Genomic DNA, 24,457 nt, shown 5'->3' with positions numbered 1-24,457 from the left:
TCCTTTTTTTATTTATTTAAAAATCAATTTAGATATTCTGTCCTTACCAGCCGCGTAAGCAATACTATCATTTACAAATCTTATAGTGTAAAAGCCTTCGCTAGACAATTCTTTCCAAGTTTGCCCCTTATCTTTAGAGTATGCTACTCCTGTAAAACCAACAGCAACAAGCTCATTACCTTTACGCCCAGGAACAAATTGCACACAACTTTTATAATCTGGCTCTTTACCATCTGCTACCAACGTCCAATTTTTACCACCATCAGTAGTTATAGCTTTATTTTTTATGTTTTGTTTTGGCTTAGTAAAATCGCCTCCAATAGCAAAACCTAAATTTTCATTATAAAAATCTATAGAAAAAATTCCGTGTGTTTCTCCTAAACCTGTCATTGGCACGCTATACACATCCCAAGTAACCCCTTTATCTGCAGAATAAAAAATACGACCTTTAGTTGTTGCAACCCAAGTTTTGTCTCCAACAATTTTTATATTGGTATTACTTGCAGCAAATGCTCCTTCACCAGCAATGCCTTCAGGTAAATTATTACAAGTTATTTTGTTCCAAGTAGTACCACCATCTCTGGTTACAATAACAGACAAGCAACCATCTACACTATCGCCAACTGCAATACCTTCTTTTGTGTTCCAAAAATTTATAGCATCATAAAAAACACCATCTCCTTTTTCTGTGTACACTAATTCCATTTTTCCGTTTTCACCGGTTTTGTATAATAACGCAGGGTTAGTTACAGAAAGCATAAAAAAATCTGTTCCCGTTGTACCAACAGCTCTAAACTCTGGTAAAATAGTATCATACTTCTGTACATTGGTCAACACTTCATCTGTTTTTAAATTTACAGATCCAAAAACACCATTACTACCAGCAAAACCAATACTACCATCTAAAACCTCAATAGCCCTAACACTAACATTTTTAGTATACACATCTTTTACCGTAACTACTGTAAATGGTTTTACCTCATTTTTTTCTTCACAAGCAAAAAGTGCTAGCGCACAAATTGCAAATACTATTTTCTTCATTTTCATTTAATTTTGTGCATTCTGTAAATACCGTAAACTACGGCTTTCTACTATTTAAATACGCAGTTACAGGACTAAATAGCTCTTTACACACATATATTTCATCAAAAATAAGCGTATTCCTTTCTAAAACAATACCTTTGCAGCCATATTTTTTTAAACGAATTAAATGTAATTTTTCTACTATGAAAATTTACATAGCGTCAAATTAAATTTATATGTATTCTAGCATATGTTTTTGTTTTAAAAACTCCTAGAAATCAAAAAAAAATAAAAAGTAAAAATGAAATTACACAGAAACTTAGTATTTGCGGTTATAGACGCACTAAACCTTATTTTTAATGAAGATGAATATGCAGATAAGGTTGTAGAAAAAGTTTTAAAGTTTGATAAACGTTGGGGTTCTAGAGACCGTGGTTTTATAGCAGAAACTACATACGAAATTGTTCGTTGGAAAAGACTGTACACAGAAATTGCAGATGTTAAAGCACCATTTAGCAGACCTAACCTTTTTAGAATTTGGGCTGTTTGGGCAGTTTTAAAAGGAATTGAATTACCAGATTGGAAACAAATAGAACCTACTCCTACACGTAGAATTAAAGGTAAATTTGATGAATTATCTAAAATTAGAAAATTTAAAGAATCTATTCCAGATTGGATGGATGAATTGGGTGAAAAAGCTTTAGGTGACAAAAAATGGACAAAAGAAATTAATGCACTTAATAAGCAAGCAGAAGTTGTACTAAGAGTAAATACTTTAAAAGCAACAAAAGCCAGCTTACAAAAAGCATTATTAGAAGAAAATATTGTTGCCAACCCTATAAAAGGATACCCAGATGCACTAACCCTTACAGAAAGAGCCAATGTTTTTAGAACAGAGGCTTTTAAAAACGGAATGTTTGAAATGCAAGATGCGTCATCACAATTAGTAGGTCACTTTTTAGACGTAAAACCAGGTCAACGTGTTATAGACACTTGTGCTGGTGCTGGTGGTAAAGCTTTGCATATAGCTGCTTTAATGGAAAACAAAGGACTTTTAATTGCTTTAGATATTTATGGTAATAAGTTAAAAGAACTAAAAAGACGTGCCAAAAGAGATGGCGCTCACAATATAGAAACAAGAGAAATAGACTCTACCAAAGTAATTAAAAAACTATACAACAGTGCAGACCGTGTTTTAATAGACGCACCTTGTACTGGTCTTGGAGTTTTAAAACGTAATCCGGATGCAAAATGGAAATTACAACCAGAATTTTTAGATAAGATTACAAAAACACAACAAGAAATTTTACAAAGTTACAGTAGAATGGTTAAAAGTGGTGGTAAGTTAGTTTATGCTACGTGTTCTATTTTACCTCAAGAAAACAACGACCAAGTAATTGCTTTTTTAGCTTCGGAGGCTGGTGCAGATTTTACACTTACTAAAGAAAATAAAGTATATGCATCTGACTCTGGTTATGATGGGTTTTATATGGCTTTATTAGAAAAAAAATAAAACCTAATATATATAAATTAAAAAAGTCGGCTCTAACCAGCCGACTTTTTTGTTCCCAAATACAAATTATAAATTATCAATTATAATCCAATTCTAACGCTAGGTACCCTAATACCAACATTAGTTCTTACAACAGTTGAGCGTCTTGGTGCTCTTCTGTAATTATTGTAGCTATAGTAATACGTTGTGTGACTATGGTAATAATCACTATGGTGACAATGAGAATTACAGTGCTCAGCGTGTTCTGCATATGCATCTCTTTTTCCTCTAATATACGCTCTATAGGCTTTTTTATCTCTTTTCCTTAAATTCTTCTCATAAGCTTTTTGATCTTCCCAAAATTCTTCTTCATCTTCTACAGCTACTTCTGTAGATTGTTCATAGGCAGCATCTTGTTTTGCTCTTTGCTCGTAATAAGACAACTTTTCCTTTTCTGTAGGTTCTTTTTCTTGCGCTACTGCAGTAAATGATACAGTTACTAAAATTGCCGTAAGTAAAAAATGTACTTTCTTCATAAAACTTGGTTTTTAATTTAAGCTATTACAACACTTAATAACATTGTAATACACCACTATAACAATTACAAAAAAGAAAACCCTACCAAAAATTTCAAATTATTTTAAATTAATAAAATTCACTACAACAAAAGCACCTTAGCTAACAACAATTATATAGCAATTGACAACATAAAGTTTAGTAAACTACATCTCCTTTATATATTCGTAGTATAATTAGTCAGAATAAAATTTTTCATTTTCATATAGTGTTCTCGTAAAAAGAGTCTTGTTTTTGCCAACAAGACTCTTTTTCTTTTTAAACCTTTTTTATTTTAGTAGTAACAAGATAAGCGTGTGACACATCTATACAGCTCATCAAAGAACAATCTACATTCATTTTTTTAATAGATAAAAAAGCAAAACAACAAAAGCTCCTTGGCTAACAACAACTATAGTGTTATTTACAACATAAAGTTTAGTAAACTACATCTCCATTATATATTTGTAGTATAATTAGTCAGAATAAAAATTTTTCATTTTCATATAGTGTTCTCGTAAAAAGAGTCTTGTTTTTGCCAACAAGACTCTTTTTCTTTTTAAGTAGCTTTTATATTTATATGAATAAAAATTAAACATAGAAGAAATTAACAATCTCCACCAAAAACTGTTAACTATTCTTCTAAAAATTTACACTTAAAAAGTGTAAATTTGTGGCTTGTTAAACAAAACAACACAAGAGCTACAATGATTCACTTTTTCGGAGACCAGACCAGCAAAATTTTTGCTGTAGAAACCAAAAATAATCTTACACAAGAAGATATTTCTAAATTAACATGGCTTTTTGGCAACAATACTAAAATAAATGCGGCGTCTCTTGACGCCTTTTTTGTTGGCCCAAGAGCAGCAATGATTACTCCTTGGAGTACCAATGCTACTGAAATTACTCAGAATATGGGTATTGAAGGCATTTTAAGAATTGAAGAATTTTTTGCTTCTACTGCAGATGCAAAAGATTTTGACCCTATGATATCTCAAAAATATACTGCTTTAACTCAAGATATTTTTACAATAGCTATTACTCCAGAAAAAGTTTTACCTATTGAAGATATTGCTGCTTATAACCAACAAGAAGGTTTAGCTTTAAGTGATGAGGAAGTTGAGTATTTAGAAAGTGTAGCTACAAAAATTGGCAGAAAACTAACAGATTCTGAAGTTTTTGGTTTTAGCCAAGTAAACTCAGAACACTGTAGACACAAAATATTTAATGGTACGTTTGTAATAGATGGACAAGAAAAACCATCTTCTTTATTTAAATTGATAAAGAAAACATCTAAAGAAAATCCAGGTACCATTGTATCTGCTTATAAAGACAATGTTGCTTTTATAAAAGGCCCAACTGTAACTCAGTTTGCACCAAAAACAGCAGATAAGCCAGATTTTTATACAGAAGAAGAATTTAACTCTGTTATATCATTAAAAGCAGAAACACACAATTTCCCTACAACTGTAGAGCCTTTTAATGGTGCTGCAACTGGTTCTGGAGGAGAAATTAGAGACAGATTAGCTGGTGGTAAAGGTTCTTTACCTTTAGCAGGTACTGCGGTTTATATGACATCTTACTCTAGGTTAGAAGAAAACAGACCTTGGGAAAAAGCAATGGAAGAACGTCCTTGGTTATACCAAACACCAATGGATATTTTAATAAAAGCATCTAACGGGGCGTCTGACTTTGGAAACAAATTTGGGCAACCTTTAATTACTGGTTCTGTTTTAACGTTTGAGCATCAAGAAGATGCTCGTAAACTTGGGTTTGATAAAGTTATTATGCAAGCTGGTGGTATTGGTTACGGTAAAGATAACCAAGCTTTAAAAGACGAACCTAAAGAAGGCAATAAAATTGTTATTCTTGGTGGCGACAATTACCGTATTGGTATGGGTGGTGCAGCTGTTTCTAGTGCAGACACGGGTGAATTTGCTTCTGGTATTGAATTAAATGCCGTGCAACGTTCTAACCCAGAAATGCAAAAAAGAGCTGCAAATGCTATTCGTGGTTTAGTAGAAAGCAATGAAAACCCAATTGTTTCTATTCATGATCATGGTGCAGGCGGACACTTAAACTGCTTGTCTGAACTTGTTGAAGATACAGGCGGACATATAGATTTAGACAAATTACCAGTTGGTGACCCAACACTTTCTGCTAAAGAAATTATTGGTAATGAGTCTCAAGAACGTATGGGACTTGTTATAGGTAAAGATGATATGGGCTTGCTAGAGCGTATTGCAGAGCGTGAGCGTTCTCCAATGTACGAAGTTGGTGAGGTTACAAACAACCATAGATTTACATTTGAGTCTAAAACTACAGGAGAAAAACCTATGGATTTAGCTTTAGAAGATATGTTTGGGAGTTCTCCTAAAACAATAATGACAGATAAAACTGTTACTCGTAATTACCAAGATGCTAGTTATTCATTAGAGTTTTTTCACGATTATTTAGAGCAAGTTTTACAATTAGAAGCCGTTGGCTCTAAAGACTGGTTAACTAACAAAGTAGACCGTTGTGTTGGTGGCCGTGTTGCCAAACAACAATGCGCAGGCCCATTGCAATTACCACTTAACAATTGTGGTGTTATGGCGCTAGATTTTAAAGGTAAAGAAGGTATTGCAACTTCTATTGGGCACTCACCTATTTCAGGATTAATAGACCCAGCTGCAGGTAGTAAAAATAGTATTACAGAAGCTTTAACTAATATTGTTTGGGCTCCTTTAAAAGATGGTTTACAATCTGTTTCTTTATCTGCTAACTGGATGTGGCCTTGTAAAAACGAAGGTGAAGATGCGCGTTTATACGAAGCTGTAGAAGCGGTATCTGAGTTTAGTATTGCTTTAGGCGTTAACGTACCAACTGGTAAAGATTCGCTTTCTATGAAGCAGAAATACAAAAATGAAGAAGTTATAGCTCCTGGAACCGTAATTATTTCTGCTGCTGCAAACTGCAACAATATTAACCAAGTAGTAGAGCCTGTTTTACAAAAAAACAACAATGCTATCTACTACATAAACCTATCTAAAGACAACTTTAAATTAGGTGGTTCTTCTTTTGCACAAACTCAAAACAAAATAGGAAACAATGCACCAAATGTTACAGATGCTGCTTATGTAAAAACAGTGTTTAACACATTACAAGACGCAATAAAAGCTGATAAAATTAACGCCGGACACGATGTTGCCTCTGGTGGTTTAATTACAACTTTACTAGAAATGTGTTTTGCTGATGTTAATTTGGGTGCCAACTTAGACTTATCTGCGTTAGGAGAAGAAGATACCATTAAATTATTATTTGCTGAAAATGCTGGTGTTGTTTTTCAGGCAGATGAAAGTGTAGAAACTTTATTTGCTAACGCTGGTGTAACTGCTACTAAAATTGGTTCTGTGGTTGAAGAAGCTACATTAACAATAAAAAATAACGGTATGGAAATGGGACTAAACGTAACTTCGTTAAGAGATACGTGGTCTAAAACATCATACTTATTAGACAACAAACAAACAGCAAATAATTTAGCTAAAGACAGGTTTGACAATTATAAAAATCAGCCTTTACAATACACTTTCCCTGCTAACTTTACTGGTAAGTTACCAACAGTAAACGGAGAAAGACCAAAAGCTGCAATTTTACGTGAAAAAGGAAGTAACTCTGAACGTGAAATGGCAAATGCAATGTATTTAGCTGGTTTTGATGTAAAAGATGTGCATATGACCGATTTAATATCGGGACGTGAAAACCTAGAAGACATTCAGTTTTTAGGAGCCGTTGGTGGTTTCTCTAACTCAGATGTATTAGGCAGTGCAAAAGGTTGGGCTGGTGCCATTAAATACAACGAAAAAGCCAACAAAGTAATAAACAACTTCTTTAAAAGAGAAGATACATTGTCTATTGGTATTTGTAACGGTTGCCAGTTATTTATGGAGTTAGACCTTATTAACCCTGAGCATGAGCAACACGGAAAAATGACGTATAACGATTCTCATAAACACGAAAGCAACTTTACATCTGTTAAAATTGAAGAAAACAACTCTGTAATGCTATCTACTTTAGCGGGCACTACATTAGGTGTATGGATTAGTCACGGTGAAGGTAAATTTAGCTTACCACAAAACAAAGAGGACTACAATATTGTTTCTACTTATGGTTATGAAGGTTATCCTGCAAATCCAAACGGCAGTGATTTTAATACTGCTATGTTGTGCGATAAAACAGGAAGACACTTGGTTACAATGCCACACATAGAGCGTTCTACATTCCAATGGAACTGGGCAAATTACCCAACAGACCGTAAGGATGAAGTTACACCTTGGTTAGAAGCATTTACAAATGCTAGGGAGTGGATTTTAAAACAAAAAGGATAATATTTCTTTTTGAATTATAAAGTAAAATCCCGTTTCAATTATGAAACGGGATTTTTTACATCCAATAAAAACAGACTATCTTCACGCAATAAAACTCTTTAAATCATATGAAAACTATTATCGATTTTACTTCGTCAACAGACTCTAAAGAATGGCATACGATAACAGATGTTGTTATGGGTGGCGTATCTAAAAGTAATTTTGAAGTTTTAACTGATCATATTGGCGTTTTTAATGGTCACGTATCACTAGATAATAATGGTGGCTTTGCTATGGTTAAACATAAAACAACGTTACATTGTAAAAATTACACCACTATTTGTATTACATTAAAAGGTGATGGCAAGGCATATCAATTTAGAATAAAAGAAAACACAGAAACTAAACATTGGTTTATTGCTCCTTTTACTACTAATGGAGAATGGCAGACTATAGATATTAAATTAAGTAGTATGTATGCAATGTTTAGAGGAAATGAGGTTAACATTCCTAACTTTAATGGTGATAGTATACATGAGATTGCCTTTTTAATAGGTAATAAAAAAGCAGAGGATTTTAAATTAGAACTTAAAAATATTACGCTAAAATAAGAGCTTACTTCTTAAAATTTTGCTTACTTATAAGTCTTTTTAACTGTAAAAAACCATTGGTTATATTTCCTTTATTAACAACAATGGGTATGGCTAAAGTTACCAAAAGAGCAATACACGCTGCAGAACCTAATCCGCCTCCAAAACCTGTAAAGTAAGTACTTGTATTTAAATAAAGTACAGTGAAAATTACTCCAGAAATACTTATTACCCAATAACTCTTTGTAACACTAGAAGACACCATACCTATAAACGATGCTCCAAAACAAACCAAAGGTAAATGATGAGAAAAATAAGTTGGCAACAAATTAGGAAATATAAATACAAATCCGCCAGACAAAAATCCCACTAATGCAGATGCTCTAACAGCGCTTTGTTTATACTTAAACTGCAATAAAAAAGTTACAATAGCAGATAAACTTCCAACAAGTAGCAATACAAAGTGTTCTGTTCTCATTATGATAGTAAAAAGGTTATAAAAAAGGCCAATACTACACCTCCAAAAGCTAGCGTACCAAGCTTGCCTCCCACTCCGTTAAAACTGTCTTTAGACCCCACCAATAATACTCCTGTAAACAAACTAGCCAAGGAGATAAACACATAATCTGGTGCTATGCTAGCATTTGTCATACCCACAAAAGCACCGCAATACACAGCGGTAGGTATTGTATTAACAAGCGTATTATTTTTAATTAAATTGGGCAAAAAACTAATAACTAAACCTACAACAGATGCTGCCAAAACAGCTGTAAAACCAAAAGAAGTATGTAATAAGTATGTGATTATTGCCCCAAAAAACACAAATGAAATAGTTAAAATATGCTCTAACGTGTGATTTTTAGCACTTAGAGGTGTTTTTTTATAGGTAACAAATAATAAAATTAAAGCTATAATTAAAAAGCCCGTAATTAAATAATTGTTCTGTTTTTCAAACAAAATAGCTGTCAAAAAACCTAGATGACATAGAATTATAAGAATAAAAGTAAGCTGTTTTGCACGCTTCTTAATCATACTAACAAATTTACAAGTTGCAAAAATAAGGAATATAACAACTTTAAAATCAATTAAACTGTAAGAAATAAGAGCAAAAAAAAGATGTATTTCTGTTAAGGTGATTTTTGTAACTTACCTCATAAATCATCAATCTAAAAAAAAATGGAAAAAAAAGAACAAAACAGCAGTAGAAGATCTTTTATTAAAAATGCATCTTTGCTTACAATGGGAACAAGTAGTTTATTAGCTTTTCCGCTAGGCAAACCCACAACTACTATCTACACACAAGATACAGATATAAATATTATTGGTCCTAAAGAAGGTTACAGTCCGCAAATAGGAACCTTGGTTTCTATGATGACATGGATGCGAATGGTTATACTTGCTCCAGTGCGTAATATGAGTATTTCTGATTTAGATTATTTAGTAGATGACAATGCTAACTCTATTGGAGCAATGCTCATGCATTTAGCTGCAACAGAACGCTTTTACCAAATACATACTTTTAATGACAAAGCTTGGGGAGATTGGCCTAAAGAGGATACTAAAAGATGGAGTATTGCTTCTGGATTGGGAGATAAAGCTCGTAAAAAAATAAAAGGTAATGAATTAAGTTATTATTTAGATGCTTTAGACGAAGTAAGGCAAAATACACTAAAAGAATTTGCTAATAGAGATGATAAATGGTTATTAAAAGTTGACGAAAAATTTCCTTGGGGTCCAACAAATAACTACTGTAAATGGTTTCACGTATGTGAGCATGAGTCTAACCACAATGGGCAATTTAAATTTATAAAAAGTAGAATACCAGCATAGAAAAACAAAAAAGGCAGGATTATAAAAATCCTGCTCTTTTTTTGAATGGTTGTGTTTATGTAATGGTTAGTGTTTACATTAATGGTTGTATTTATTTTTTTATCATTTTACCACTCCAAATAGCATTGTTAGAGCTAATTAACTTGTACAGGTAAATTCCTGTTGCCAAACTAGACACGTTAACATCTATGCTATTTTGTCCTTGTTTTGCACTGCCAACTATAGTGTACGCAGGCATTAATGTTCCTGATACAGTATAAATTTCTAGTGTGTAAGTACTTGGTAACTCTTCAAAAAAGTATAGTGTTGTATTATCCTGTACTGGGTTAGGCAATAATACAGATTTAGTCCTATTTTTTTCTAAATAAGCATTACGCTCTTCTGTGTTATTAAAATCAATATCAGATAATTGCAATTCTTTTTCCTGTAAAGAGCCATCACCAGACTTTAAGTTAAATAACAATACTTTTAATGAATTAAAATCTGTATCGCCACCAAATTCATTTTTAAAGTCATTGTCTTCTAGTACAAAACGTTGTTCCTCATTAGTTAATTCTACTGTTGCTACATAAGGCTCTCCTGATGCTTTTAATAGTTTTACTTCTAATGTACCAGTACCAGAAGCTGTAAAAGACAACTGCTTATATTCTGATAAATCTACTGCTAAAAACCTTGGATTAAACGCTCTGTAAGTACCAATATACTCTTGTGTTATTCCTTTTAAATGTACATTACGCTCTATTCTATACCCATCTCCTAAATAAGGCGAACTGTTTTGTTCCACTTCATAGATTGTTACATCTGTAGTAGCTGTAGAACTATCTACTCCCCAAGGTGCATCTGCAACAAATAAATCATCAGGAGTATCTCCTTTTTCATTTTTAAGCCTAAAACCTAAATCAAACAAAGCACCAGTTTCTACAACTACTGTGTCTATATACCTATCTAAAGAAGCCTGTAATGTAACCATATCAGTTTCACTAGTTTCTGTTCTTTTTAAACCACCCTCCAAAGTCATTTTTTTAGATACGTTTGTGTTTACAACTGTCATTTCTACAGTACCATTTGTATATTTTGCAGATCTTACAAATACAGGTGGTGGTGTAGAACCCTTATAACCTTCTATTGTAGCATTGGCTTCAAGCAGAGATAAAATTTCTTCTGCCATAACAACCAAATCATCTACAGAATTAGACCATATTTGAAAATTGTAAAACATATTATCTTTTTCATATGCATCAATATTCCAGTGAGACTCTACTGTAAAACTATTATTTGGATTAACTCTTGCAGAAAAAGACAAAGCAAACTCCTTGCTACCATCTGCTTGTTTAATTATAGATTTTATAAAATTATTATCTCTTATATTTAAATTAGATACAGAAAGTAATTCTGCTCCTAAAAAACGATCGCATATAAATTTACTGTGTTCATAAACAGTATTATCTGTTTTTATAACCATTAGAGCACCAATGGTTTGCTCTCCTTTTAAATAATCTACAGAAAAAATATCACTTGCATTAGTTAATGCTAACAAATCTGCAGGAGAAGATTCTATTGTACTAGTTTCTCCTAAAACATTTAATGGTACAAGAGCAGATAACGGTATATTATCACTAGAATATTTTCCGCTTAATTTGTATCCTTTATCTTTTATAACCTGCTTGGCTGTAGTTTTATCAAAAATATAATTGTTCTTTGCTCTATTGTAATTTCTGTTTGTAATAAGGTTTGCAAGTCTATCATTACTCTCTAAACCTCCATCATTACCTCCAGATGTTGTTGTAATTGCAGGACATAAACTAATTCCTGAACAAGAAGGATCATCACAATCTACAAGTCCGTCTCCGTCATCATCTATACCATTAATACAATCTTCTTGTGGTACTGGAGCTGTAGGACAACGTGCTCCGTCATTAGAAGAACTTGCTGGTCCAAAGGCAAAAATATTAGATATCATAAGGTTAGAACTTATGTTTTGCACCTCATTAATTTTGTAAACAGATCCTGTTTGGTTTGCAGATATATAAAGATTACCATCTACATCAAAATAAACAGCTCCATAGGTGTAATTAAAACCCGATAAGATTGGTACTTCACCCAAATCTTCTACGGCACCTGTTTCTGCTGTAATTCTATATAACCTATTTGTACCTTTACTAACCGCATATAATTTACCGTCTACAGAATTAAAAGCCCAATCATGAATACTAATACTAGTATCCAAAGTATAAGATCCAATGTACCCTAAGTAATTATTAGATTCAGGATTTAAATCTATTGCGTAATATGTAGAACCTCCTGCCCTTAAATAATAAATTCCATCTAAGTTAATGTCTCCAACATACTTATTTCCATTATTTGGTAATTCAGGAATAGTGTGCACTGTAGGCGTAAAGTCTTTACCTATTTGCACAATAGAAATTTGCGGAGAAGACAAATACCCCCAAATGTAACCATCTGCAGAGTTGTATGCTGCAGCATTAATGTTTCCTGTTACAACATCGGCTGCTACCAAGTATGAACTTCCAGATGCTAGATCTAGAGCATAAATATCATTTGTTTGAAAGAGGTACGCATTATAATCGCACTCAAAAGGCTCTGACTGTGCAGTTGTACTTAAAGCACAGAATACTACACTAAGTAGCAACAAGTAGGTTTTTAAAGGTAAAATTTTAGTCATAATTAATGATTTGGGGCGTTAATTAATTACAGCAAAAATGCCTCTTTACTTCTTATTTTAGTAGTAGCACAAGATTAAAGGCTTATTTAGTGCGATAAAATGCTGTTTAGTGTAGACAAACGGTTAATTCGCAATAAAAGAGGCAAATAGACTCATTTTTAAATAAAAATATAACAATTTATTATACTTCCAATACGAGTAAATAGTTTAATTTAGGGTATAGATTATTAAAATATTAAACCGTTTAACTGCTCTACAAGTATAAAAACAAAACAAATGTTCATATTTTTTTAAATTTTAACAAAAACTTAACTTGTTATATTATAGCTGATTAATAATACTAACTAAGAAAATAATAGAAATTATGCTATTTTTTTACGAATCTAATTTTAAAATAAGCATTCCTTTTCTTAATTTGCAACACTGATACAATCAATTCTTATGCAAGAAGTAACTAGATTATTTGACTTTCCTTATTATCAATTAAAAGAGTACAACCTACAAAAGTCATTAGCAACTAAGCACAATGACAAGTGGGAATATATGTCTACCCAAGAGTACTTAGACAAAGCAAATACAATGAGTAGAGCCCTATTAAGATTAGGTGTTTCTAAAAACGATAAAATTGCCGTGATATCTTCTACCAATAGAATGGAGTGGAATATTATGGATATTGGTATTCTTCAATTGGGTGCGCAAAATGTACCTGTATACCCTACTATTTCAGAAGAAGATTATGCATATGTATTAAATCATTCTGAAGCAAAATATTGCTTTATTTCTTGTAAAGATGTTTTTGACAAAGTAAATCAAATAAAAGACCAAGTACCGTCTTTAATAGAAGTTTACTCTTTTGATGAATTAGATAATTGTAAAAACTGGTCTGAAATTTTAGATCTAGGTAAAGACAAATCTAACCAAGATGAAGTAGAAAAATTAAAAGACTCTGTTAAGCCAACAGATTTGGCAACACTTATATACACTTCTGGTACAACCGGAAGACCTAAAGGTGTTATGTTATCACACGATAACCTAGTAAGCAACGCGTTAGAAAGTTTTAAAAGAATACCAATAGCATTAGGAACATCAAAAGCCTTAAGCTTTTTACCATTGTGCCACGTATATGAGCGCATGCTTATTTACTTATATCAGTACTGTGGTGCAGCTATACACTATGCTCCAATAGATCAAATTAGTGAGTATGCACAAGAAGTGCACCCGCAAGTAATGACGGCTGTACCAAGATTATTAGAAAAAGTATACGATAAAATTATTGCCAAAGGAACTACTTTAACTGGTTTTCAAAAAAAAGTATTCTTTTGGGCTGTAGAAATAGGTTTACAATATGAACCATACCAACAAAATGGCTGGTGGTACGAGAAAAAATTAGGCTTGGCTAGGAAATTAGTTTTTAGCAAGTGGAAAGCTGCCCTTGGTGGCGAAGTTGGTGTTATGGCTTCTGGTAGTGCTGCCTTACAACCAAGACTTGCACGTGTATTTAACGCTGCTGGATTTGGTGTTATGGAAGGATACGGACTAACTGAAACATCGCCAGTAATATCTGTAAACGATATGCGTAATGGCGGATTTAGAATTGGTACCGTGGGTAAACCATTAGACCGCACAGAAGTTAAAATAGCTGAAGACGGAGAAATATGCATTAAAGGTCCACAAGTAATGATGGGCTATTACAAGGATGATGCTAAAACTGCAGAAGTAATTATAGACGGTTATTTTCATACAGGAGACATAGGAGAAATAGATTCAGATGGTTTCTTAAAAATTACAGACCGTAAAAAAGAAATGTTTAAAACATCTGGTGGTAAATATGTAGCTCCACAGTTATTAGAAAACAGATGTAAACAATCTAGGTTTATAGATCAAGTAATGGTAATTGGTGAAGGCGAAAAAATGCCTGCAGCTTTTATTCAGCCAGATTTTGATTTTGTTAAAGAATGGGCTAAACGTTACAATATTACCATTACAAGTAATGAGGACTTGGTTACTAATGAAAAGGTAATAGCTCGTTTTCAGGAAGAGGTAGACGCTGCCAATGAAAACTTTGCTAAATGGGAAAAAATTAAACAATTTAGACTTACTCCAGATGTTTGGAGTATAGAAGGCGGACAAGTTACTCCTACTTTAAAATTACGTAGAAAAATAATAAAAGAGAAATACAAGGCTCTTTACAATGATATTTACGGATATTAATTTTTTTTAGCTGCTAAGACTCTAAAACCTTAGCAGCTAATTAACTACACTTCTACCCACTCTACTTAATTTTAATGTTAAGTATATATTAAGGACACATTTTTTCTTAAATTTATTATGCATGCATAATAAATTTTCACTATATTTGGTAACCTATTCAAATTACAAATGAAAGAGATTACCATAGATTATGCTTTACGAGAAACTTGGCTAGCGGTAGCTAAGATGTATAATGAAGAAGCAAAAAACCATAATAACACAATGGCAATGGCTTTTACTTTATTAAGCATAGACCCAAAAACAGGTACTGCATCTACTGCATTAGGACCCAAAATGGGGATGGAAGCCACCAGCTTATCTAGAATACTTAAAAGTTTAGAAGCAAAAGAGTTTATAGTTCGTAAACCCAACCCCAATGATGGCAGAGGTGTAATTATTCACTTAACAGATATTGGATTACAAAAAAGAACGTTATCTAAAGACACTGTCTTTCAGTTTAACAGTACTGTTAAAGCTAATATATCAGAAGAAAAGCTAAACAATTTTTTTGAGGTTACAGAAACAATCAACTCGCTTATAGCTAAAAAAGAGATTTTTAAATAATATAACTAATAAATAGGTCTAAATAGAAATGAACAAACACATTAAAAAAATAGCCATAATTGGCTCTGGTATTATGGGTAGTGGCATTGCCTGTCACTTTGCAAATATTGGTGTAGAAGTGCTATTGTTAGACATTGTTCCTAGAGAACTAAACGACAAAGAAAAAGCAAAAGGCTTAACACTAGAAGATAAGGTAGTTAGGAATAGATTGGTAAACGATGCTCTAAAAGCTTCTTTAAAATCTAAACCCTCTCCTATTTACAGTCAAAAATTTGCAAACAGAATTACAACAGGTAACTTAGAAGATGATATTTCTAAAGTTGCAGATGTAGACTGGATTATGGAAGTTGTTGTTGAAAGGTTAGATATTAAACAACAAGTTTTTGAAAAATTAGAAAAATACAGAACTCCAGGTACGTTAATTACTTCTAACACTTCTGGTATTCCTATACACTTTATGAGTGAAGGTCGTTCTGAAGATTTTCAGAAAAACTTCTGCGGAACTCACTTTTTTAATCCTGCACGTTACTTAAACTTATTTGAAATTATTCCGGGACCAAAAACTGATGCTGCGGTATTAGAATTTTTAAACGGTTACGGAGAGAAATTTTTAGGTAAAACATCTGTAGTAGCTAAAGATACACCTGCTTTTATAGGTAACCGTATTGGTATTTTTAGTATTCAAAGTTTATTTCACGCAGTTAAAGATTTAGACTTAACTATAGAAGAGGTAGATAAATTATCCGGACCAGTAATTGGTCGTCCTAAGTCTGCAACTTTCCGTACAGTAGATGTTGTTGGTTTAGATACTTTAGTACACGTAGCAAACGGTATTAGAGAAAACTGTCCTAAAGACGAACGTTTAGAGCTTTTTAAACTACCAGACTTCATTAATACAATGATGGAGAACAAATGGTTAGGAAGTAAAACGGGACAAGGTTTTTATAAAAAAACAGTTTCAGCAGAAGGTAAAAAAGAAATTTTATCTCTTGACTTAAACACATTAGAATACAGATCTGCTAAAAAAGCAAAATTTGCAACTTTAGAACTTACCAAAACAGTAGATAAAGTAGTAGACAGATTTAAAATATTAGTAAAAGGAAAAGATAAAGCGGGTGAGTTTTACAGAAAAAGCTTTACTGCCTTATTTGCTTACGTATCTAATCGTATTCCAGAAATCACAGATGAGCTATATAAGATTGATGATGCAATGAAAGCTGGTTTTGGATGGGAACACGGTCCTTTTCAGATTTGGGATGCAATTGGAGTAGAAAAAGGTATTGAATTAATGAAAGCCGAAGGTTTAGAGCCTGCTGCTTGGGTAAATGAAATGGTTGCTTCTGGTAATACATCTTTTTACACAGTTAAAGATGGTGCTTCATTCTTTTATGATATTCCTTCTAAACAACAAGCAAAAATTCCAGGTCAGGATTCATTTATAATTTTAGACAATATTAGAAAAACATCAGAAGTATTTAAAAACTCTGGCGTTGTTGTTGAAGATTTAGGTGATGGTATACTTAATGTTGAGTTCCAATCTAAAATGAACACTATTGGTGGTGATGTTTTAGCAGGATTAAACAAAGCTATTGACCTTGCTGAAAAAGACTTTGCTGGATTAGTAGTAGGTAACCAAGCGGCAAACTTTTCTGTAGGTGCTAACATAGGTATGATATTTATGATGGCTGCCGAACAAGAGTATGATGAGCTAAATATGGCTATTAAATACTTCCAAGATACAATGATGCGTATGCGTTACTCATCTATACCAACTATTTCTGCTCCTCACGGAATGGCATTAGGTGGTGGCTGTGAACTATCATTACACGCAGATAAAGTAGTTGCTGCAGCAGAAACTTATATGGGATTAGTAGAGTTTGGTGTAGGTGTTATACCAGGTGGTGGTGGTTCTAAAGAAATGGCTTTAAGAGCTTCTGATCTTTTTAGCAAAGGAGATGTACAGTTAAATGTACTACAAGAGCACTTCTTAACTATTGGTATGGCAAAAGTATCTACTTCTGCTTATGAAGCCTTTGACTCTAACCTTTTACAAAAAGGAAAAGATATAGTTGTTGTTAACAAAGCACGCCAAATAGCAGTTGCAAAGCAGCACGCTAAACTAATGGCAGATATGGGCTATACACAACCAGTACGCAGAACAGATGTAAAAGTACTAGGTAAACAAGCTTTAGGTATGTTCCTAGTAGGTACAGATTCTATGGAAGATAGTAACTACATTAGTGAGCACGATCATAAAATTGCAAATAAATTAGCTTATGTAATGGCTGGTGGAGATTTATCTGAACCAACATTGGTAAGTGAGCAATATTTATTGGATTTAGAGCGAGAAGCTTTCCTAAGTTTATGTACAGAACGTAAAACTTTAGAAAGAATTCAGCATATGTTAACTAAAGGGAAACCTCTTAGAAACTAGAAACAAGAAGTAAGACTTGGAGATTCAAGAAAATTTGTCTTGACTCTTGATTCTATTAATCTTAAAGAAAAAAAATGAAAACAGCATATATAGTAAAAGCATACAGAACCGCAGTTGGTAAAGCACCAAAAGGCGTGTTCCGTTTTAAAAGAACAGATGAATTAGCTGCAGAAACCATTAAACATATGATGACTGAGCTACCTAGTTTAGATCCAAAGCGCATTGATGATGTTATTGTGGGTAACGCAATGCCAGAAGGTGCACAAGGTTTAAATATGGCACGTTTAATCTCTTTAATGGGATTAGATATTGTAGATGTTCCTGGGGTAACTGTAAACCGTTTTTGTTCTTCCGGAATAGAAACAATTGGTATGGCTACAGCAAAAATACAAGCCGGTATGGCAGATTGTATTATTGCTGGTGGTGCAGAAAGTATGAGTAGTGTACCAATGACAGGTTTTAAACCAGAATTAAATTATGACATAGTTAAAGCTGGTCATGAAGATTATTATTGGGGAATGGGTAACACTGCAGAAGCGGTTGCAAAGCAGTTTAAAGTTTCTCGTGAAGATCAAGATGAATTTGCATTTAACTCTCACATGAAGGCGTTAAAAGCACAAGCAGAAGATCGTTTTCAGGATCAAATAGTACCAATAGATGTAGAACAAACTTATGTTGATGCTAATGGTAAAAAAGCCACAAAGAAATATACCGTAACTAAAGATGAAGGTCCACGTAAAGGAACAAGTAAAGAAGCTTTAGCTAAATTACGTGCAGTATTTGCTGCTGGTGGTAGTGTTACTGCAGGTAACTCGTCTCAAATGAGTGATGGTGCTGCTTTTGTAATGGTAATGAGCGAGGATATGGTTAAGGAGTTAAACTTAGAGCCAATTGCACGTTTAGTTAACTATGCTGCTGCAGGTGTAGAACCTCGTATTATGGGTATTGGCCCAGTTAAAGCCATTCCAAAAGCATTAAAGCAAGCAGGTTTAAAACAAGAAGATTTAGGTTTAATTGAGTTAAACGAGGCATTTGCTTCTCAATCTTTAGCTGTAATTAGAGAATTAGATCTTAATCCAGATATTATAAATGTAAACGGTGGTGCAATTGCATTGGGTCATCCATTAGGTTGTACAGGAGCAAAACTTTCTGTTCAGTTATTTGATGAAATGCGTAAGCGTGATATGAAAGGTAAATATGGAGCCGTTACAATGTGCGTAGGTACAGGACAAGGAGCTTGCGGAATATTTGAATTTCTTAATTAAGAAATTCAAATAAATTAAATTTCAGAAGAAAATAAACAAATACAAAAATGATTTCAAGTTTCAAATCCAGACTTAAGCTGTCTTGATTCTTGGTTCTAGAAATCTTAAAATCTAATAAAAAAACAAATGGCAGATACAGAAAAAGATATCCTACGTGGAGGTCAATTCTTAGTAAAAGAAACAAATTGCGAAGACGTTTTTACTCCTGAAGATTTTTCAGAAGAACAAACAATGATGAAAGAAGCGGTAGCTGAATTCAACGAACGTGAAATTATAGCGCACAAAGCAAGGTTTGAAGCTAAAGATTATGCATTAACAGAAGAAGTTATGCGTAAAGCTGGGGAATTAGGCTTTTTAGGTGTTGCCGTACCAGAAGCGTACAATGGTTTAGGAATGGGCTTTGTATCTACAGTATTAACGTGTGATTATATCTCTAGTGGTACAGGTTCTTTTAGTACTGCTTTTGGTGCACATACAGGTATAGGTACTATGCCAATTACTCTTTATGGTACAGAGGAACAAAAACAAAAATACGTTCCTAAATTAGCTACTGGCGAGTGGTTTGGCGCTTACTGTTTAACAGAGCCAGGTGCAGGGTCTGATGCTAACTCAGGTAAAACTACTGCTGCACTTTCTGAGGATGGAAAATCGTACAAAATTAACGGACAAAAAATGTGGATATCAAATGCAGGTTTCTGTAGCTTGATGATTGTTTTTGCTCGTATTGAAGATGATAAAAACATTACTGGTTTTATTGTTGAGTATGATCCAGAAAATGCAAACGGAATTACATTAGGTGAAGAAGAGCATAAATTAGGTATTAGAGCTTCATCTACAAGACAAGTTTTCTTTAACGATACTGTTGTTCCTGCAGAAAATATGCTTGCCGGTCGTGGAGAAGGATTTAAAATTGCAATGAACGCATTAAACGTTGGTCGTATTAAATTAGCTGCTGCTTGTTTAGATTCTCAACGTAGAATTGTAACAACAGGTGTACAATATGCTAACGAACGTAAGCAATTTAAAACTCCTATTTCAGACTTTGGAGCTATTAAAATAAAATTAGCAGAAATGGCAACTAACGCTTACGTTGGTGAGTCTGCAACATACAGAGCTTCTAAAAATATAGAAGACCGTATTGCTATGCGTGAAGCTGCTGGTAACACACACCAAGAGGCAGAACTTAAAGGTGTAGAAGAATATGCTATTGAGTGTTCTATATTAAAAGTTGCAGTATCAGAAGATGTACAGAGTTGTGCAGATGAAGGTATTCAAATTTTTGGAGGTATGGGCTTTTCTGAAGAGACACCTATGGAAGCTGCTTGGAGAGATGCTCGTATTGCTCGTATATACGAAGGTACAAACGAAATTAACCGTATGCTTTCTGTAGGTATGTTGGTTAAAAAAGCAATGAAAGGTCACGTAGATTTATTAGGCCCTGCTAGTGAAGTACAAAGTGAACTAATGGGTATACCATCTTTTGAAACTCCAGATTTTTCTGAGTTGTTTTCAGAAGAAAAAGTAATGATTAAGAAGTTAAAGAAAACTTTTTTAATGGTTGCTGGTGGTGCTGTTCAAAAATTTGGACCGCAATTAGAAGAACACCAACAGTTATTAATTGCTGCTGCTGACATTTTAATTGAAATTTATATGGCAGAATCTGCTATTCTTAGAACTGAGAAAAATGCCAAACGTTTTGGTGAAGATTCTCAGAAAACACAAATAGCAATGTCTAAATTATATTTATACAACGCTGTAGATATTATTGAGAAAAAAGGTAAAGAAAGCATTATTTCTTTTGCTGAAGGTGATGAGCAACGTATGATGTTAATGGGACTTAAACGTTTTACTAAGTACCAAAACTACCCAGACATTGTAGACTTACGTAATGAAATTGCTGAAAAAGTAAAAGCTGAAAACAAATATTGTTTTTAACAGATAAAACCGTACATTTACAAAGATACAACCTACATAGATTTAGTTTGTATACAATGATTGACTAATTCAAATTGAAGCTTATAAAGCAGAGATTTAACAAAACCATCAGTTTTACTGATGGTTTTTTGTTTTTAAAAGACCTAATTTTACAACTAGTATTTTAAATGCATAAGATTGAAAAAATTAGTTGAAGCATACAGTCCAGAAAACTTTAGAAAAAGGGGACACGAGTTAATAAATGAACTAGCAGACCATTTTGAAAACACTTTAGAAAATAAGAACAACAAAACCATACATTGGAATCAGCCAAAGGATGAACATCTTTTCTGGAAAGATTATTTAAAAAATGGTGATGAAAAAAACTTATTTAGCACAATAATTAGTCACTCTATACACGTACATAATCCAAAATACATTGGTCACCAAGTAACCCCTACCCTACCAATAACAGCATTAAGCGCACTTGTAAGCGCTTCTTTAAACAATGGTATGGCTGTATATGAAATGGGTGTTGCTGCCTCTGCTATAGAACGTATAGTTACAGATTATTTATGCAAAAAAGCAGGCTATACACAAGCAGCAAATGGCATATTAACATCTGGTGGTACGCTGGCTAATTTAACCGCATTACTTACAGCACGCAAAGCAAAAGCATCTACAAATGTATGGGCACAGGGTAGCACCAACTCATTAGGAATTATGGTTAGTGAAGAAGCGCATTATTGTGTAGACAGGGCAGCTAGAATTATGGGGTTAGGCGATGCTGGAATTATAAAAATACCTTCTACCGAAAATTTTAATATGAATCTGAATTTGCTTGAGGAATATTATCAAAAAGCAAAAGACAATGGTATAAAAGTATTTGCTATTGTAGGTAGTGCACCCTCTACATCTACTGGTATTTATGATAATTTAGATGCCATTGCAAACTTTAGCCAAGAAAAAAACATATGGTTTCATGTTGACGGTGCTCACGGTGGTGCAGCTATATTTTCTAAAACCTACAAACACACTGTAAGGGGTATAGAAAAAGCTGATTCTATTGTTATTGATGGTCATAAAATGATGATGATGCCAGCACTAACCACTGCTCTACTATTTAAGGATGGCAGTACATCACACGCTACTTTTAGTCAAAAAGCAGATTATTTATTAGAAGAGTCTAAAGAGGAAGACTGGTATAATATTGCAAAACGCACGTTTGAGTGCACTAAAACAATGGCAAGCATACATTGGTATACAATTTTAAAAACTTATGGAGATGAGATTTTTGATGAATATGTTACCACACTTTATGACTTAGGTCATCAGTTTGCAGAAATGGTTGTTGCTGATCCAAATTTTGAAATTGCAGTACAACCTGCATCAAACATTGTATGCTTTAGGTATGTTAACCAAAACTTATCAGAAAAAGAAACAAATACTTTAAATGAAAAAATTCGTCAATCTATATTAGAAAAAAGAGAATTTTACATTGTACAAACAAAACTAAGAGGTATACATTATTTACGTGTTACTATTATGAATCCTTTTACAACCAAGGTACATTTAAAGCAATTACTAGAATGTGTTTTAGAAGAAATTAACTAAAACAAAACCCTTATCTTTTGTATAGATAAGGGTTTTGCTTTTATTCAAAAAAACTACAAAATTATTCTCTCATAGATTCTAGTACTTTTTCATCATTCTCCTTAGCAGAAAAATTAAGTGCACATTCTATTAATGCTAAATGAGAGTATGCCTGCGGAAAGTTACCTAAGAGTCTTTTTGTTTTAAAATCTACATCTTCACTAAACAATCCTAAATGGTTACTATAGCCTAGTAACCTATCAAAATACATACGTGCTTTTTCTTCTTCGCCTATTTTAAATAAGCTATTTATAAACCAAAAAGTACAAATTGTAAACGATGACGATGGCAACCCAAAATCATCTTCATTTTTATATCTATACAACAAACCATCGTTGCATAAGTTGTTCTCTATAGCTTTTACCGTTGCTACAAATTTAGGATGTTTTGCGTGTATAAAACCGTAGGATTCCATTAACAAAACAGATGCGTCTAAATAAGTAGAACCGTAAGACTGGGTAAACGCATTAACTTCATCATTCCAAGCATTATCTAGAATGTCTTTTTTAATTGCCTGCTCTAACCTAGTCCATTTTTCAATTTTGTGCGACTTATTAAAAATTCTAGCAACTTTAATAGCTCTATCTATTGCAACCCAACATAAAACTTTAGAAAAGGTAAAGTGACGATCTTCTGCTCTAAATTCCCAAATTCCCTTATCTGCCTCTTTCCAGTGTTTATCTACTATCCAAACAATACCTTTTGTTATTCCCCAGAGATCTTCTCCATTTTCTAAGTCTGTAGAAAACTTTACTAGTTGCTCATAAATAACATCCATAAGAATGCCATAAATATCGTTCTGCTTTTGCTTGTATGCAGCATTACCAACGCGTACAGGTTTAGAGCCTTTATAACCGTCTAAATGCTCTAGTGTCTCTTCTGTAAGTTCTTTTTCGCCATTAATACCGTACATAATTTGCAATTTTTCATCCTTATCTGGTATAAGATTTATTATAAATTGCAAGTATCTTTTGGCTACGTTTTTGTGTCCAAGCTCAGACATTACTTTTATAACCATAGAAGCATCTCTAATCCAACAAAAACGATAATCCCAGTTTCTTACTTCTCCAATAGTTTCTGGTAAAGATGTGGTTGCAGCGGCCAAAACAGCTCCAGTTTTATCGTAAGTTAATAGCTTTAAGGTTATAGAACTCCTGTTTATTTCTTTATTGTATAAATGATACTTAGGAATTTTTCCACTCCAGTTTAACCAATAAACTTTGGTGCGTTGTTGTTCTAAATAAACTTTTTTTACTGATGGCGAAAAAATCTTTTCATTGTACCCAAATAAAAAATAACCATCTTGGGTAAGCTCTATTTCATTACCACTAACTACGCGTTCTTTATTAAAAGAAGTGTATAAAAAAACGGTATCAAACTTTTCTCCGTGGGTTAAACTGGTTACAAAATCTTTTTTTATATATGTTTTTGTTTCACCTGCTGCATACTCTAACTTAGGATTATACAATACCTTAAAAGTTGGCTTACCAGACACGTACCTTAAATAGCGTATAATTTCTGGTGGCGAATTATAAGAGCCGTCTTCAGTCTTATATCTTGGCATAAAATCACGTACTTCAAAAATATGATCACCATTAGTATATGTAGTAACTAATATTGCAGTTTGTGTTATATAATTCTGAGTAATTTTATAATCGCTACTTGTTAGGATTTCAAAACTACCCCCTTTATTTTCATCTAAAATTTTAGCAAAAACTGAGGAAGAATCAAATGCAGGCAAACAGCTCCATTCAATTGCACCATTCTTAGAGATAAGGGCTGCGCTTCTACAATTTCCTATAATTCCATAGTCTAAATTATCCATATAATAAATTAGGGTTAAACATTTCTAATTAGT

The 24,457-nt window shown here is 33.2% G+C and carries 16 protein-coding genes; 10 read left to right on the top strand and 6 right to left on the bottom strand.

Annotation, left to right across the window (positions count from 1 at the left end; translation table 11 throughout):
* Window positions 1–12: 12 nt before the first annotated feature.
* A complete protein-coding gene (locus tag ABJD66_RS15955; RefSeq protein ID WP_348133488.1) occupies window positions 13–1,041 on the bottom strand; it encodes an oxidoreductase in 1,029 nt (342 codons plus the stop codon).
* 283 nt (window positions 1,042–1,324) lie between these two features.
* On the opposite strand from ABJD66_RS15955, the gene ABJD66_RS15950 reads away from it, so the two are divergent.
* Window positions 1,325–2,536: a methyltransferase domain-containing protein gene (locus tag ABJD66_RS15950; protein ID WP_100896309.1), complete on the top strand. Its 1,212-nt coding sequence runs from the start codon at window positions 1,325–1,327 to the stop codon at window positions 2,534–2,536.
* A gap of 80 nt (window positions 2,537–2,616) precedes the next feature.
* On the opposite strand, the gene ABJD66_RS15945 is transcribed toward ABJD66_RS15950, so the two are convergent.
* Complete coding sequence (locus tag ABJD66_RS15945; RefSeq protein ID WP_348133485.1) at window positions 2,617–3,051, bottom strand: hypothetical protein; 435 nt, start codon at window positions 3,049–3,051, stop codon at window positions 2,617–2,619.
* Window positions 3,052–3,777: 726 nt separating this feature from the next.
* On the opposite strand from ABJD66_RS15945, the gene purL reads away from it, so the two are divergent.
* Complete coding sequence (gene purL, locus ABJD66_RS15940) at window positions 3,778–7,437, top strand: phosphoribosylformylglycinamidine synthase (RefSeq protein WP_348133482.1); 3,660 nt, start codon at window positions 3,778–3,780, stop codon at window positions 7,435–7,437.
* A gap of 107 nt (window positions 7,438–7,544) precedes the next feature.
* A complete protein-coding gene (locus ABJD66_RS15935; protein WP_348133478.1) occupies window positions 7,545–8,027 on the top strand; it encodes a CIA30 family protein in 483 nt (160 codons plus the stop codon).
* Window positions 8,028–8,031: 4 nt separating this feature from the next.
* On the opposite strand, the gene ABJD66_RS15930 is transcribed toward ABJD66_RS15935, so the two are convergent.
* Together ABJD66_RS15930 and ABJD66_RS15925 are read right to left on the bottom strand one after the other, a co-directional pair.
* Window positions 8,032–8,484, bottom strand: coding sequence for a hypothetical protein (locus ABJD66_RS15930; protein ID WP_348133475.1), 453 nt, complete (start codon window positions 8,482–8,484; stop codon window positions 8,032–8,034).
* Window positions 8,484–9,038, bottom strand: a complete 555-nt coding sequence (locus ABJD66_RS15925; RefSeq protein ID WP_303543957.1) for a hypothetical protein — start codon at window positions 9,036–9,038, stop codon at window positions 8,484–8,486. The genes ABJD66_RS15930 and ABJD66_RS15925 overlap by 1 nt, the downstream gene beginning before the upstream one ends.
* A 144-nt stretch (window positions 9,039–9,182) precedes the next feature.
* Here ABJD66_RS15925 and ABJD66_RS15920 point away from each other — a divergent pair, with 144 nt between their 5' ends.
* Window positions 9,183–9,836, top strand: a complete 654-nt coding sequence (locus ABJD66_RS15920) for a DinB family protein (RefSeq protein ID WP_303543954.1) — start codon at window positions 9,183–9,185, stop codon at window positions 9,834–9,836.
* Between the two features lie 91 nt (window positions 9,837–9,927).
* Here ABJD66_RS15920 and ABJD66_RS15915 read toward each other — a convergent pair whose 3' ends face one another.
* Window positions 9,928–12,519: a T9SS type A sorting domain-containing protein gene (locus tag ABJD66_RS15915; RefSeq protein ID WP_348133472.1), complete on the bottom strand. Its 2,592-nt coding sequence runs from the start codon at window positions 12,517–12,519 to the stop codon at window positions 9,928–9,930.
* A gap of 441 nt (window positions 12,520–12,960) precedes the next feature.
* On the opposite strand from ABJD66_RS15915, the gene ABJD66_RS15910 reads away from it, so the two are divergent.
* The 6 genes from ABJD66_RS15910 to ABJD66_RS15885 all read left to right on the top strand — a co-directional run bounded on the left by ABJD66_RS15910 (window position 12,961) and on the right by ABJD66_RS15885 (window position 22,560).
* Window positions 12,961–14,730 (top strand): AMP-binding protein, encoded by a 1,770-nt coding sequence (locus tag ABJD66_RS15910; RefSeq protein ID WP_348133469.1) that lies wholly within the window; start codon window positions 12,961–12,963, stop codon window positions 14,728–14,730.
* A gap of 168 nt (window positions 14,731–14,898) precedes the next feature.
* A complete protein-coding gene (locus ABJD66_RS15905; RefSeq protein WP_100896318.1) occupies window positions 14,899–15,333 on the top strand; it encodes a MarR family transcriptional regulator in 435 nt (144 codons plus the stop codon).
* Window positions 15,334–15,361: 28 nt separating this feature from the next.
* The gene (locus ABJD66_RS15900) at window positions 15,362–17,767 is read left to right on the top strand and encodes a 3-hydroxyacyl-CoA dehydrogenase/enoyl-CoA hydratase family protein (RefSeq protein WP_303543943.1); all 2,406 of its coding nucleotides are present in this window, start codon (window positions 15,362–15,364) and stop codon (window positions 17,765–17,767) included.
* A 74-nt stretch (window positions 17,768–17,841) separates the two neighbouring features.
* Window positions 17,842–19,032, top strand: coding sequence for an acetyl-CoA C-acyltransferase (locus tag ABJD66_RS15895; RefSeq protein ID WP_100896320.1), 1,191 nt, complete (start codon window positions 17,842–17,844; stop codon window positions 19,030–19,032).
* 126 nt (window positions 19,033–19,158) lie between these two features.
* Window positions 19,159–20,967: an acyl-CoA dehydrogenase family protein gene (locus ABJD66_RS15890; RefSeq protein WP_100896321.1), complete on the top strand. Its 1,809-nt coding sequence runs from the start codon at window positions 19,159–19,161 to the stop codon at window positions 20,965–20,967.
* A gap of 177 nt (window positions 20,968–21,144) precedes the next feature.
* Complete coding sequence (locus ABJD66_RS15885; protein WP_348133465.1) at window positions 21,145–22,560, top strand: aminotransferase class I/II-fold pyridoxal phosphate-dependent enzyme; 1,416 nt, start codon at window positions 21,145–21,147, stop codon at window positions 22,558–22,560.
* Between the two features lie 61 nt (window positions 22,561–22,621).
* On the opposite strand, the gene ABJD66_RS15880 is transcribed toward ABJD66_RS15885, so the two are convergent.
* Window positions 22,622–24,424, bottom strand: a complete 1,803-nt coding sequence (locus tag ABJD66_RS15880; RefSeq protein ID WP_348133462.1) for a glycoside hydrolase family 15 protein — start codon at window positions 24,422–24,424, stop codon at window positions 22,622–22,624.
* Window positions 24,425–24,457 lie beyond the last annotated feature (33 nt).

Source organism: Cellulophaga sp., assembly GCF_039943695.1.
GTDB lineage: Bacteria > Bacteroidota > Bacteroidia > Flavobacteriales > Flavobacteriaceae > Cellulophaga.
The sequence above is the reverse complement of the archived record's forward strand: the minus strand, read 5'-3'. Positions and strand labels throughout refer to the sequence as shown.